The sequence below is a fragment of the Flavobacterium sp. FlaQc-49 genome (assembly GCF_044005985.1).
Lineage (GTDB): Bacteria > Bacteroidota > Bacteroidia > Flavobacteriales > Flavobacteriaceae > Flavobacterium > Flavobacterium cupriresistens.
In genome coordinates, this window is record NZ_JBIPCS010000002.1 from 687,236 (window position 1) to 702,121 (window position 14,886).

Here is a 14,886-nt window from a genome sequence, read left to right on the forward strand (position 1 = left end):
GAAAATAAACTAGTAGAAAAAATGATAAAAAAAGGAATAATTATAGTATCGCTTTTACTTCTTACCTTACATACTTTCGGTCAACAGCAACCGGCTATAATCAAATTGAATGCTGAAAAATTGCATTCCAGAGTCAGAGAATGGCCTTATCCCGTAAATGGAATAACGGTGCCAACCAATGCTCCGGCTTTACTTTGGCCTGCTACTAATGGCCAAACAATGGTAAAACCAATGGAAAGCGGAAGCGAAGTACCGGAAGATCCAAATATTGGTAAAGTCCGTTACAAAGTAATGCTGGCCAGTGATAAGAATTTCACCAAAGATTTGCTTACCGGTTCAGAACAAGCTTGGGCGGTTTATCCTTTACATCAGTCTTTAAAACCGGGAAAATGGTACTGGAAATACGCTTATGCATTAAAAGGAAGCAACCAATGGACCTGGTCACCGGTTTATGATTTTGTAATTGATCCTAAATATGCTAACGAAAAAGTATCGCCTCCAATAAGCGTCGTTTTAAAAAGAAACCAAGGAGCACATCCCCTTTTATGGGATATGAATCGCATTGGATCGGATTTTTATAAGAATAATTTAGAAAATCCGGAGGCTAAGAAATTTATTGCTTTCGCAGAAAAACTAATGCTGGCTCCTCTTCCTACCGAAAAACCCCAACGTGTCATTGATACCACCGGTAAAAATAAATTAGAAAAGAAGATTATTGTCGAGCGAATGTATCATGGTTTTGGTGATGCAGTGGGTACTCCCGTTAGAAACTTATGTATTGCTTATCAATTGACTAAAGACAAACGATTTATTCTTGATGCCAAACGCAGAGCCCTGAATATTGCCAATATGAACCCAAATGGATTGGCGACAGGTGATGATTTTACCAGCGGTGCCGTGCTGGAGGCCTTAGGATGGTTTTATGATGCAGGTTATGACTTTCTGAATGCACAGGAAAAAGAAATTTTTAAAAATATAATTACCATTAGAGCTAAACGGGTTTACAGTCATTTACCAAATCGTTTTGAGTTGCATGTCAGCGATAATCATGTTTGGCAGATTACGCTTCGCAACTTAGCTATAGCCACCGTTGCAGTAATTAATGACGTTCCGGAAGCCAAAGAATGGCTCACCTATATGTACGAAGTCTGGTCGGCACGTTTTCCTGTATTAGGTACCACAGATGGCGGCTGGCACGAAGGAAACGGATATTTTAGAGTAAATTTTAAATCCATCATTTACTTATCACAGATGTTTGGTGATTTTAGTGGTGTTGATTATTTTAAATTACCATGGATGGAAAACCTGCCGTATTATATGTTATACACACATCCCACCGACGCTGCAAGTACAGCAACGGGAGATATGTGGGAGAACATTCCTTATATCGTAAAAGGAGAAGCCTGGTTTGCTGAAGCACTTACTTATAAAATGAATAATCCTTATTTAAATTGGTATGTTGAACAAATAAAAAAAGAGCATCCGGATTATTTTAAAGGATCAGATGATTATTTACTTTTCCGTTTATTGAATTATAAACCAAACAAAACCTTAGCTGTTTCCTCACCTGGCGACTTGCCTAAAACGCGAAAGTTTGCCGATATCGGGGTGGTTGCAATGCATGAAAATCTAAAGGATGCTAATAAAACACTGAGCAGTTACCTCATTAGCAGTCCGTTTGGTTCTTCGGGACATGGACATGCTTCTCAAAATGCTTTTACCATTAATTTTAAAGGAAAAGTAATTTTTGGAGGCACCGGGTATTACAGCAACTTTAGTGATAAACACAATCTCCTGGATTATCGTACTTCTAAGGCTTATAATACTATATTGGCCGACAGTTTAAATCAAAAAATCGGAGAAGAAGGTTACGGTTGGATTCCAAGGGCTATTTCGGGAAAACATATCCAATATGCACTGGGAGATGCCGGTAATGCTTATGGAGAAATTAAAAGTGATTTTTGGTTAAATCGTTTTAAGCAAATTAATGTAGTCCCTAATAAAACAAATGGTTATGGCGAATCCGGAGTTACCGTATACCGTCGACATATGCTGCAATTAGAAGGAGGTTATATTGTTTTGTATGATGAATTAGAAGCAAAAACTCCTGTCAAATGGACCACACAGTTTCAGTGTCCTTATTATACAATCGAAGCACAAAATACTGAAAATGCGGCAGAACAAAACTTTATTGTCAATAGTGACTTAGGAAATATAAGCGCAAAAGTAATCGCAAACAGTCCCTTGAAAATGCAAGTGCACAACAATTTTTTTGAGCCGGCTGTCAATTGGAATAAGGTCACGAATGATGAAGGCCAAATAAAGGATTTTAAAGAACAATGGCACGCCGGAATCACCTCAGAAGCAAAACAAAAATTTAGATTTCTAACGATCATTCAAATTAAAGACGGAAAAACGGAAATTATAAAAAGGCTCAATACTAATGATGGATTAGCACATTTTCAAGTAGGAAACTGGGAAATACAAGCGCAATTAGACGGAGATCAAGCCAGTGCCTTTCAAGTTTCCAATAAAACGATACAATCCCTATTCAGTTATGGCAATGTTCCGATTAATTTTGAAGGCAAAAACTATATCCCAAAAATTGCCGGCAGCTCTGTATTATTAGAAATGAACAGCACAAAATGGGATATCACAGAAGCCGTTGATGAACTGCCGGATGTGGTCAAATACGATAAAAAATTAGATTAGAAACCACTCTTATTTTTCTGTAAATTAGTTTTCCAAATTGATTTTTAGACAAACTAGCAATAGAGCGCTATTTAAAAAAACGGAACCGACAAATACCCCTTATGAGAAAAAAACTTACCATCCTCGCTATACTGTGCATTGTTCTTTTTCCATCTAAGAATTATGCACAATTACCGGATCGTAATTTCCGTAATATCTCCGTAGACAAAGGTTTGTCACAAAGCTCTGTATTTGCCATACAGCAGGATAAACTGGGATTTATTTGGGTGGGAACTCAAGATGGGTTAAATCGCTACGATAGTAAACGATTTAAAGTATATCGTCCTTTAAAAAGTCAAAAGAACAGTCTGCAGTCCTATTACATCCGCAGTTTATTCTTAGATCACAAAGGGCAATTATGGATTGGAGGAAACAAAGGAGTCAGCATTTACAACTATAACACAGACAGCTTTGTAAATTACAAACTTCCCGGCAGCTTGGGAGAATGGTTTATTTCTTCTATAGCAGAAGATCATTTGCATCAAATATGGGCAGTTTCTAATGCCGGAGATGTTTTTTTATTAAGTCCACAAAGCAAAAATTTCACTCCGGTAAAATTCAATGCTTCCTCTCATGAAATAAAAAAAATCAACTATGTCGGGATTTGGCAGCAGCAAATTATTTTAGGTACAGATGTTGGTCTGTTTAAACTGAAACCTGCAGTACATCAATTGGTAAAAATTGATTTAGGCAAAAAAAAGCCTTATATAAATGATGTATACATTGATAAAAACAAACTCTGGATTGCAACGGAAGGTGACGGAGTACTAACATACAACACGCAAACCAAACAGATTACTTCGTTACTGCATACGACCAACCCAAACAGTGCCGCAGATAACAATATTAGATGTGTTGGCAAAGATACAGAAGGAAATATTTGGCTGGGCACTTTTAAAGGCCTTACTATTTTTAATCCCAACAATTCCACTTTTAAAAATTATTACCATCAAATAGCACAGCCTTTTACGATTAGTCAGAATTCTGTGCGCTGTTTTTTCAAAGACAAACAAAACGGTATCTGGCTCGGAACGTATTATGCGGGATTAAACTACTACCATAAAAATGATATTAATTTCAATCTTTTAAGTCAAAACTCAGGCAAACCTTCTTTAAATGATGAAGTTATAGGTGTCATTAAACAAGATACAAAAGGCAACTTTTGGATTGGAACCAACGATAAAGGAATAAATTATTGGAATAAAACGACCAATACCATTACCTATTTTTCTAACAGTGAAAACAATCCAAAAAGTTTAAGTTCTAATAATATTAAGGCAATTGCATTTGATGATAACGGAAATGTACTAGCCGGTACACATAATGGAGGTTTAAATTTACTTAATCCCAACAGCGGGATGGTAGAGCGTTTTCGTCATGATGAGAACAATCCAAATTCTATTGCGGGAGATTTGGTGTACAGCATTCTTAAAGACTCTAAAAATCGTATTTGGGTAGGTACAAAATCCGGACTGGATCAATTTCATATAGAAAAGAAATCATTTACACATATCCTTCTTGATAAAGCAGGAAAACGACTTGTTTCAGACAATATTAATTTCCTTTTTGAAGACAGCAAACATCGCATCTGGATTGGAACCACAAATGGAGTGACCCTATTTTATCCTGATAATTTTTTGTTTGGAGTTGTAGGACACGGCAAACCCAGTGATGATATTATAAATTGTATTACTGAAGATCAAAAACACCGAATCTGGATTGGAACCCGGGAAGGACTTTTATTATACAATGAAGCACAAGAAACCTTCACCAGTTTTAAAACAAGAAAAGATTTTACCGAAGAAACAATCTACGGAATACTTTCAGATGATGATGGAAATCTTTGGATTTCTACCAATCGCGGACTGGTAAAATTCAATCCGGATAAGGGCACTGTTCAAAATTTTGATGAAAGTGATGGACTGCAAAACAAACAATTTAATGAATATTCGTTTTGCAAAGCCAAAGATGGAATGATGCTCTTTGGAGGTATAAAGGGGATTTCCTACTTCTATCCTAAAAAGATCAAACAACGTCCGCTTCCTCTTAAACTTAGTTTTACCGCCCTGGAAGTTTTAAATAAAGTTGTTGCGGTAGCAGATGAAACTGACATTCTGGAAAAGCATATCGATCAGGTAAATGTGTTGGAAATTGGACCTGAATACAAGCAATTCAGCATCTTTTTCAACACTTTTAATTATATCTCTTCTAATCGTACTTATTATTATTACAAGTTAGAAGGTCAGGATAAAGATTGGCAACGTACTGAAGAATTAAAAATCAGCTATAGCAACTTACCGGCCGGCGATTATAAATTACAAATTAAAGCCGTTGGTCCAAATGGAGAAATGAGTTCGATTAGAACTTTAAAAATTAAAATATTACCACCTTGGTATAAAACATTCTGGTTTTCTTTATTGCTGTTACTAGTAGTATCCGCAGCCGCTTATATCGCTTTTCGAATACTAAAAGAAAGGATAAAAGCCTTACAGCAGTTAAAATTAGAGCGCATTGATAAGGAAAAAGCCAATTACATTAATCAGGTTAAAATGGATTTTTTCACCAATGTATCACACGAACTTAGAACACCTTTAACTTTGATTTTGGCTCCTTTAGAAGAATTATTAAAAATGCCTTTTACCGATAAAATCACAAAAAAGAAACACGAATTGATGTTTATCAATGCAAAACGATTGTACAATTTAGTAGATCAGCTTTTTGAGTTTAGAAAAACCGAAATGGGGACAAAACAACTTAAAGTAAGCAAAAGTGATATTGTAAGTTTTACCCATGAAATCTATCAGTCCTTCAAACCACTTTCAGAAAAAAACCACATTCATTATACTTTTCATACCAACGAAACCAACCTTACCTTTTTCTTTGATAAGGATGCAATGGAGAAAATTTTATTTAACCTCTTGTCTAATGCCTTCAAATACACCAAAAGCAACCAAACCATACAGATAGAACTTTTAAAAGTTACTGATAGTATAGCCATAAAAGTTACCGATACCGGTGTTGGTATAAGTGAACAGGATTTATCTAAAGTTTTTGATCGCTTTTATCAGGTAAACAATCGCGAAATGAATCTGGGTTCCGGTGTTGGCTTGGCTTTTACCAAACGTTTGGTAGAACTGCATCACGGTAAAATTACGGTCGAAAGTGCAGAAGACAAAGGCAGTACTTTTACAGTTTCTATACCTACAGCAGATTTCATTTATAAAAACGATTCGCAAGCAGAGGATTCCTTATATCAATTATCAATAACCAATGATAGTGAAGTTGATGGTGAAGATGATACTTTTCCGGAGGAAAATGAAATCAAGGAAAGCGGACAGCTTATAAAATTATTGATTGTTGATGATAACGACGAAATCTTAGATTATCTGCGGGACTATTTTAGTACAATCTATGAAGTAAGTACAGCCTCAAATGGTCAAGCGGCCCTAGAATTACTGGAAATACATCCTTTTGATTTGATTATAAGCGATATTATGATGCATGAACTTGATGGTCTGCATTTTTGCAAGAGAGTAAAACAGAACATCAATACCTCTCATATTCCTTTGATTTTATTAACAGCACGTACCGAAACCAGCCAACAAATCAAAGGATTAGAAATGGGCGCAGATGATTATGTTACAAAACCTTTTTCAACTCCTTTATTAGCTGCAAAAATAACAAACCTGCTTCGTTCCCGTAAAAGGTTGAAAGAACATTATTCAATTGGTAAAGAAATGATTCCGGAAAACATTGCCTTTAACCCTCTTGATGAAGAATTTCTAAAACAAGCGATCAACATCGTCGAAGAACATCTGGCCAATTCAGAATTTTCGGTAGATCAGTTCAGTAGAGAAATAGGTATGAGCCGTTCCAATCTGTACCTTAAATTCAAAGCTATTACAGGAGAGTCAGCAATCGATTTTATAAAAAGAATCCGTTTCAAAAAAGCGGTAGAATTAATGGAAAGCAGGCGTTATACCATTGCTCAGGTTACCTATATGTGTGGTTTTAATTCTCCTTCTTACTTTTCGACAGCATTTAAACAGCACTATGGCTGTATGCCAAGCGAATATTTAGCAAAAACAGATGACATAAATGAAAGTGACTAAAAACATAAAAAAATAATATACTATTCCCTTCGTCATTAAACACTTTCCGGCAACGAAGCGTTTAATTGTAAATTCAAATTTATCGAAGTTTAATCTCGTCCAAATGGCAAATCATTTGGAAACGAGTACCCTCTCTCGTGCTGTATTTGAACTGCTAAAGAAGTGATTTTCATCTAAAAAAACTTAAAAATAAATAAAAACAAACCATATGAAATCCATTCAATTGATAGGCCTGATCTTCCTTTTTCCTACGCTCTTTTTTGGGCAAGCAAAGGCAATTATTACGATTCAAAACAATTCGACTATAGCAAGACAAGAAGCTGTGACCGCCATTAAATGGGAAAACATTACAACTGCATTTCCCGAGATAGACACCGCAAATTTTGTGATTATTAATCAAAATACAAAAAAACAGGTTCCGTACCAGTTGGAACATCTTGGTAAATCTACAATTCAAAATGTATTGATTCAAATCGATGTGAAGCCAAAATCATCTCTAAATCTTATGCTCCAAAAAGGCAAACCCAATTTATTTGAAACCAAAACCTATGCCCGTTATGTGCCGGAACGCAAAGACGACTTTGCATGGGAGAACGATAAAATTGCTTTTCGCGCTTATGGCAAAGCAATAGAAAAATCAAATGAAGATGCCTATGGATTTGATGTTTGGGTAAAACGAACCAAAAAAATGGTTCTTAATGAACGCTATAAAACAGGAAATTATCATGTAGACAGCGGCAACGGAATGGATTATTACCATGTCGGCTATTCCTTAGGTGCAGGCAATATGGCGCCCTATATAAACGATACGATTCGTTATTCGGCAAATTATCATCAATACAAAGTTTTAGACAATGGTCCTTTACGCTCCACTTTTCAACTTATTTACGACACTTGGGAGGCCGGCAAAATTAAAATTAAAGTTACAAAAACCATTTCTATAGATGCCGGATCACAACTTAACCGAATAGAAAACGTCTACACTTTTGACGATAATAAACCAATTCCTGTTGTAATAGGAATCATAAAAAGAGCTGAGGCAGGTGTAATTTCTTTAAACGAACAACAAGGTATTCTTGCCTATTGGGAACCCACTTTTGCTCAGGATGGTACTACAGGGGTAGGTTCCCTATTTAGCAATCCAACCGCCACCATGTGGATTGATAAAACCCAAATATTAGCCAAAACTACCGTTACAAATAACAGTCCAATTGTCTATTATACCGGTGCCTGTTGGGATAAGGCGCAAGAAATCACTAATTCGAAGCAATGGTTTGACTACTTAAATAATTTTCAAGAACAATTAAAAAATCCGTTGACTATTACTATTCGCCAAAACAAACAATAATTACTAACTATAAAATATAAAAAATGTCATTTAATTTATTTGATTTAACAGGAAAGACAGCTCTCATTACGGGAGGAGTTCATGGCTTGGGAATGGCAATGGCCAAAGGTCTTGGACAGGCCGGTGCAAAAATTGTTGTAAACGATCATTCTTCGCAAGCAGCGGTTGATCATGCAATTGCCGAATATAAAGCAGAAGGTATCGAAGCCTATGGCTATCTATTTGATGTAACTGATGAAAAGGCGGTTATCGACGCTATTAATAAAATCGAAACGGAAGTTGGTCCAATCGATATCTTAATAAACAATGCCGGAATTATCAAAAGAACTCCAATAATTGACATGGAAGTTTCCGATTTTGAAGCTGTAATTAAAGTAGATTTAACCGGACCGTTTATAGTTTCTAAAAATATTGCTAAAGGAATGATAACCCGAGGAGGAGGCAAAATTATAAACATGTGCTCTATGATGAGCGAACTTGGGAGAGATTCCGTTAGCGCATACGCAGCTGCTAAAGGAGGTTTAAAAATGTTAACCAAAAATATGGCTACAGAATGGGCCAAACACAATATTCAAATCAACGGAATTGGTCCCGGCTATTTTGCTACCAGCCAAACGGCTCCGATTAGAGTAAACGGACATCCATTTAATGAATTTATCATGCAGCGAACACCTGCAGGACGCTGGGGAAATCCTGATGATCTGCAAGGTGCTGCCATATTTTTAAGTTCAAAAGCAAGTGATTTTGTTAATGGTCATATTGTTTATGTTGATGGAGGAATTTTGGCTACTATAGGAAAACCATCTAATGAAAACTAGTTTATTATTCCTTGATCCAAAAAATATAAAATGATAAAAAGTATAGTAGACAAAGCAACAGGCTTCGAAAAACGATTTGAAAACATCAATACAGTAGTTTTTGAAAATTCTAATGAAGCTTCTAAAGCGGTTGCTCAGGAAATTGCAGCTTTAATTCAATCCAAACAAAAAGAAAACAAACCTTGTATTCTGGGTCTGGCAACCGGTTCTTCTCCGAAAGGATTGTATGCAGAGTTAGTACGTCTTCATAAAGAGGAAGGTTTGAGTTTTAAAAACGTAATTAGTTTTAATTTGGATGAATATTATCCAATGGAACCTAATTCTATCAACAGTTATGTTCGTTTTATGAAAGAATTACTGTTTGACCATGTCGATATTTTACCTGAAAACTTCCACGTTCCCGATGGACTTTTAACCAAAGAACAAATTGCAGATTACTGCCATGATTACGAAGCTAAAATTGAAGCTTTAGGTGGAATCGATTTGCAGATTCTTGGAATTGGAGGAAACGGACATATTGGTTTTAACGAGTCTGGTTCACTTCAAAACTCAAAAACGCGTTTGGTAGCTCTAGATCATATTACAAGAGTTGCCGCAAGTAAAGATTTTTCCGGATTAAGTAATACGCCTAGAACTGCAATTACACTTGGAGTTAAAAAAATCATGGAAGCCAAACAAGTTATTTTAATGGCTTGGGGCGAAGGAAAATCTAATGTGATCAAAAAATCGGTTGAAGATGAGGTGACCAATCAGATTCCGGCTTCGTTTTTACAGGAACACAATAATGCTGTTTTTGTTTTAGATAAAGAAGCATCTTCAAAACTAACCCGAATCAACAGACCTTGGTTGGTAGAAAAAGTAACCTGGAGTGATAAACTAATCCGTAAAGCTGTTTTAGGATTGGCGCTTGATCTTAAAAAACCAATTTTAATGCTTACCGATGCCGATTATATCGAAAACGGAATGAGTGATTTATTGGCCGATTCAGGTCCTGCTTATGATATTAATATTAAGATATTCAATAAATTACAAAACACAATTACAGGTTGGCCAGGTGGAAAACCAAATGCAGACGATGCTAACCGTCCTGAAAGAGCGGAGCCAGCCAGAAAACGTGTATTGCTTTTCAGTCCACACCCGGATGATGATATTATCAGTATGGGAGGAACGTTTATGCGTTTGCAAGAGCAAGGGCATGAAGTACACGTAGCCTACCAGACTTCAGGAAATATTGCCGTTGCCGATGATGAAGCCTTGCGTTTTGCAAGTTTCGTAATTGATTACAATGAGAAATTCGGAATCAAAAGCCCAGAAGCCGATGCGATTTATGAAAAAGCAGTTAACTTCTTAAAAAATAAAAAGAACAGCGAAATTGACATCCCTGAAGTGCGTTATATCAAAGGACTAATCAGAAAAGGAGAAGCAAGAGCAACAAGTCATTTTGTTGGTTTGACCGACGATCAGATTCATTTTATGGAGCTTCCATTTTATGAAACGGGTACTATCGAGAAAAAACCAATCGGACAAGAAGACATTCAATTGACGATGGATTTAATTGAAAAAATTAAACCACATCAAATCTATGCTGCAGGAGATTTAGCAGATCCACACGGAACACACAAAGTATGTTTAGATGCTATTTTTGAAGCCGTGAAAGCCTTAAAACCAAAATCATTTATGGACGACTGTTGGTTATGGCTATACCGTGGTGCTTGGCAGGAATGGGGTATTGACGAAGTAGAAATGGCGGTACCTATGAGTCCGGATCAGGTTTTGGCAAAACGTCATGGAATCTTCAAACATCAATCACAAAAAGACGGTGTTGTTTTTCAGGGAACCGATGCCAGAGAATTTTGGCAAAGAGCCGAAGACCGAAACCACGAAACAGCAGCTTTGTATCAGCAATTAGGTTTAGCGACTTATGCGGCGATGGAAGCTTTTGTGAGATGGCATTACTAGGTAGAAGGTGCTAAGATTCTGAGCTGCTAAGGTTCTGAGTTTAGGAAAATTTTTAGCCACGAATTACACGAATTTTCGCGAATTTATTTTCGGGATAATTGGTGTGATTCGTGGCTTTTTTTGCCACAGATTTAAAGGATTCTCACAGATTAAAAAAATCATTTTAATCCTTTAAATCTGTGGCTAACTAAAAAATACGGGGTACGAATTACTTTTTTACTGTGACTTAAAAAAAGTTGGATAAAAAATTAAGGAGGTAAGATGATTTAATTTTCCGGCACACAAAGAAATTAGCGAAAATCCGTGTAATTAGCGGCAAAAAACCAAGAATAATTGCATTTAAAGCGTTTTAATTTTTAAATTAGCGCTCAAACATACCCGTTTTACAAACTAAACAACGCGTTTTTTAGTAGTATTATTCTACAATAAACGCTTCAGAAATACGTTTCAAACTAAATTTAACTTTACAAAAAATGGAATATTCAAAGAATTACACTGCTGCAGGCGAACACATAGATGTTCAAGGAATCATGGATGGTTTGTACTATCCTTTTTATATGGAAGAATGTCGTCACGCTTACATCAAAGAGGTATTAGGTTTTGATTTTGTACAACAGGCAGAAAACGGCGTATTTATGGTTTTATCCGAATACAGCATTAAGTTTATTCGTTCACTTAAAAAAGACGATAATTTTTACGTGACTTGTGCTGTTTTTACAGATCCTAGTGGACTACCAAAATTGCATTTTAAACAATCAATCCTAAAAAATGGAAAAATAATGGCTTCCGCATTATTTACCGGAACCTGTATTCCAGCTACCGGAGGCAGACCCTATTTACCGGAAGAACTCAAAGCTAATTTTACTGATGCTCCGATATTGGAAATTAAATAATTTATTCCCAGTAGAACTAATTCCACTCCACTTGATACACAGTCAACATCTAAATTTAATTCGTATTTTAGCGTAAAGAAACTTATCCGCTACCATAACCTTTTAACTCTAGAACTATGCGCTCAATCCTTTTCTTACTGACGATTATCCTTTTCGCTTCCTGTAAAAACGAAAGCAAATCAGATGCTCTCGCCAATTATTTTACATACAAAACTAACGAATCAATAGAAACCGCAGGTGTAAAAATGATTCCGATAAAAACACCGGTTGGAGAATTTAAAGTCTGGACAAAACGTTTTGGCAACAATCCAAAAATAAAAATATTGTTACTACATGGAGGACCAGCCATGACACATGAGTACATGGAATGCTTTGAGACATTTTTTCAACGCGAAGGTTTCGAATTTTATGAATACGACCAACTAGGTTCTTACTACAGTGATCAACCTAAAGACAGCACTCTTTGGACAACAGAACGTTTCGTAGAAGAAGTAGAACAAGTTCGAAAAGCTATTAATGCCGACCATACTAACTTTTATGTCTTAGGAAACTCCTGGGGCGGAATTCTGGCAATGGAATATGCATTAAAGTATCAGAAAAACCTAAAAGGTCTTCTTATTTCTAATATGATGGCCAGCGCCCCGGAATATGGTAAATACGCAGATGAAGTTCTGGCAAAGCAAATGAAACCTGAAGTTCTGGCAGAAGTAAGAGCATTAGAAGCAAAAAAAGACTTTGGTAACCCAAGATACATGGAACTTCTTATCCCTAATTTTTACCAAGAACATTTGTGCAGATTAAAAGAATGGCCAGACGGATTAAACCGTGCCATCAAACACACCAATGGAGCAATATACACGATAATGCAAGGTCCAAGCGAATTTGGAATAAGTGGTCGTCTGGCAAAATGGGATATTAAAAATCGCTTACATGAACTTACAATTCCAACCCTAATGATTGGAGCAAAATACGATACAATGGATCCAAAAGCAATGGAAGAGCAAAGTAAATTAGTTCAAAAAGGACGATACTTATATTGTCCAAACGGAAGTCATCTTGCCATGTGGGATGATCAGCAAGTATTTATGAAAGGAGTAACACAATTCATTACTGATGTTGACACCAATAAATTTTAGCATTAAACACTAATCCACACCACATAAAGAACAATGTTTGTCAGATTCTTTTCATAAAATTACACGACAAAAAATTATACTCATTAATTGTAAAAGAACTTCATTAGAAATAATGGAGTTTTTTTATAGACGAAAGAATAAACGGAATACGTAACCTTTTTAAACTTTGTGGCTTTGCGAGATTTTTACTAATCTAAAACTTTAGGGCTTGATCAAAATTCGTTTTATACAGCATTCAAAACACAACAGAAAAAATAACAAAAAGCTGCTACTTTCTTACCTTAAGAAAATAGCAGCCTGAAACGCGGGACATTATCCGTAAAAAGAAGTTGATACAAAAGTAATTCCACTTTAACTCCAAGTCAATGAAGACTATGAAATAAAATCGTCGCGCGAAGATTGCCGACCCAAAACTTCAGAAAGAAGTATAGAAATAAATAAGACTTAAAAGAACTAAAAGCCATTGATAAAAAATGAATTACAAAGCACTACTTCTTTGTTGTAAATCACAATCGTTTTTTATCTCACAAAACAAATGATCCGGATGTAGCCCAAGTTTCACAACAAAGATGAGTCAATTATCATTAAAAAAAAGACAACTGTTCACTGTCCTTGCACTTATGCAAAGTCATAGAATACTGATGTCCGACAGTCATTCACAATCTTTTTTTTGTGTTTTTTTATTCCAGATTTTATGGATCAGGTTCAAAGGTTCAAAGAGACAGAGGTACAAAGAGAAAAGGCGAAAAATAGAGACTTGAAAACCGATAATAAAACAAAACACAAGATCTGTTAATTTTGCTGAATAGCAGTTTTACAAATTTCACTACAACTTTTAAACTTGCTTTATTTGTACTCCTAAAAAGTGAATTCGCATAAAAAAATCGCAATCTCAAATAAATGAAATTGCGATTTTTTTATACTCAATTGAGAAAACAAAGTTGCGTTACATCATCGTATTGATACGAATGCTTGCTTTAATAAGTGCCAAAGCTGAAATTTTTGAAATATGAATATCTTTAGACTGATGATGTGAATTCTGACTTACAAGTTTTACAAAATCCTGTCCATTTTCTGATTTTTGAACATATTTTACGGTAATGTATTCTTCCCAGTCATTTAATTTCACACTTAAAAGATACATTTCTCCAAAAAAGATATTCTCAAATTCAGTTTCTTTATACAATACAATGTCCCCCGATTTCAGTAACGGATACATACTGTCTCCGGTCACCGAAATAGCTCCGTCACATTTTGGAAGATTCGGAATCTTAATTGTATCCAGAATTCTTTGTGGTTTTCCACTCTTAAACAACTCCTTTAAGCCGGCAACAGCTTCAAGATCATACAATGGTATTTCCTGACTCAAATGCAAGGAATCAATGGTTTTTCGGCTATTGTTCATAATAACGATATCTGTGTTACTTTCTTTTAACATTGGTCCGTTTCCCGTAAGCAGCCACTCCGAATTTATCTCCGGATAATGCTGTAATATTTTACACGCTTTATCGGTTCCCATATTACTACTATTGTCTAAAAACTTATTAGAAAAGCCCAAATCATTGCAAAACTTATAGCGCGTAACCCCTTTATAATCAAGATATTCTTTCATTCTTTCAGTAGAGCCCATAAAAAGATGTATTATTTTACGTTAATTATTTGTTTTGATGTATTATTTTACACTACATTTGCAAAGTAAAGAAATAAAAGAATGAAAATAAAATATTTCAGCAAAAAAATAATAGTCTTCAAAAAACATTAAAATAAAAGTAACATAAAAGTGACCATAAATGAGAACCGATTTTAATAAAGTAAAACTTTTAAGAACATTCAAAACAAAAAAAGCAACTTAATTCTTAATCCTATACA

General features: G+C 35.5%; 8 protein-coding genes. 7 read left to right on the forward strand and 1 reads right to left on the reverse strand.

Going from position 1 to position 14,886, the window contains the following annotated elements:
• The first annotated feature begins 21 nt into the window (after positions 1–21).
• From ACHRV3_RS06250 to ACHRV3_RS06280, 7 genes are all read left to right on the forward strand, one after another.
• Positions 22–2,712 carry a DUF4962 domain-containing protein gene (locus ACHRV3_RS06250; protein ID WP_395433668.1) on the forward strand — a complete coding sequence of 897 codons (2,691 nt, stop codon included), beginning with the start codon at positions 22–24 and terminating at the stop codon, positions 2,710–2,712.
• Between the two features lie 101 nt (positions 2,713–2,813).
• Positions 2,814–6,863 (forward strand): two-component regulator propeller domain-containing protein, encoded by a 4,050-nt coding sequence (locus tag ACHRV3_RS06255; RefSeq protein WP_395433670.1) that lies wholly within the window; start codon positions 2,814–2,816, stop codon positions 6,861–6,863.
• A 208-nt stretch (positions 6,864–7,071) separates the two neighbouring features.
• The gene (locus ACHRV3_RS06260) at positions 7,072–8,211 is read left to right on the forward strand and encodes a DUF4861 family protein (protein ID WP_395433671.1); all 1,140 of its coding nucleotides are present in this window, start codon (positions 7,072–7,074) and stop codon (positions 8,209–8,211) included.
• Between the two features lie 23 nt (positions 8,212–8,234).
• The gene (locus ACHRV3_RS06265; RefSeq protein ID WP_047778140.1) at positions 8,235–9,029 is read left to right on the forward strand and encodes a gluconate 5-dehydrogenase; all 795 of its coding nucleotides are present in this window, start codon (positions 8,235–8,237) and stop codon (positions 9,027–9,029) included.
• Between the two features lie 30 nt (positions 9,030–9,059).
• Positions 9,060–10,988: a glucosamine-6-phosphate deaminase gene (nagB, locus tag ACHRV3_RS06270; RefSeq protein WP_230004785.1), complete on the forward strand. Its 1,929-nt coding sequence runs from the start codon at positions 9,060–9,062 to the stop codon at positions 10,986–10,988.
• A 473-nt stretch (positions 10,989–11,461) separates the two neighbouring features.
• Positions 11,462–11,881 carry an acyl-CoA thioesterase gene (locus tag ACHRV3_RS06275; protein ID WP_395433672.1) on the forward strand — a complete coding sequence of 140 codons (420 nt, stop codon included), beginning with the start codon at positions 11,462–11,464 and terminating at the stop codon, positions 11,879–11,881.
• Between the two features lie 116 nt (positions 11,882–11,997).
• The gene (locus ACHRV3_RS06280; protein WP_395433674.1) at positions 11,998–13,017 is read left to right on the forward strand and encodes a proline-specific peptidase family protein; all 1,020 of its coding nucleotides are present in this window, start codon (positions 11,998–12,000) and stop codon (positions 13,015–13,017) included.
• A 946-nt stretch (positions 13,018–13,963) separates the two neighbouring features.
• On the opposite strand, the gene ACHRV3_RS06285 is transcribed toward ACHRV3_RS06280, so the two are convergent.
• On the reverse strand, positions 13,964–14,629 hold the full coding sequence (locus ACHRV3_RS06285) for a S24 family peptidase (protein ID WP_053004348.1): 666 nt from the start codon (positions 14,627–14,629) through the stop codon (positions 13,964–13,966).
• Positions 14,630–14,886: the final 257 nt, after the last annotated feature.

What these genes read in the sequence shown, in the direction of transcription:
- ACHRV3_RS06250 (WP_395433668.1), top strand. Translation starts at nt 22, where the DNA reads ATGATAAAAAAAGGAATAATTATAGTATCGCTTTTACTTCTTACCTTA.
- ACHRV3_RS06255 (WP_395433670.1), top strand. Translation starts at nt 2,814, where the DNA reads ATGAGAAAAAAACTTACCATCCTCGCTATACTGTGCATTGTTCTTTTT.
- ACHRV3_RS06260 (WP_395433671.1), top strand. Translation starts at nt 7,072, where the DNA reads ATGAAATCCATTCAATTGATAGGCCTGATCTTCCTTTTTCCTACGCTC.
- ACHRV3_RS06265 (WP_047778140.1), top strand. Translation starts at nt 8,235, where the DNA reads ATGTCATTTAATTTATTTGATTTAACAGGAAAGACAGCTCTCATTACG.
- nagB (WP_230004785.1), top strand. Translation starts at nt 9,060, where the DNA reads ATGATAAAAAGTATAGTAGACAAAGCAACAGGCTTCGAAAAACGATTT.
- ACHRV3_RS06275 (WP_395433672.1), top strand. Translation starts at nt 11,462, where the DNA reads ATGGAATATTCAAAGAATTACACTGCTGCAGGCGAACACATAGATGTT.
- ACHRV3_RS06280 (WP_395433674.1), top strand. Translation starts at nt 11,998, where the DNA reads ATGCGCTCAATCCTTTTCTTACTGACGATTATCCTTTTCGCTTCCTGT.
- ACHRV3_RS06285 (WP_053004348.1), bottom strand. Translation starts at nt 14,629, where the DNA reads ATGAAAGAATATCTTGATTATAAAGGGGTTACGCGCTATAAGTTTTGC.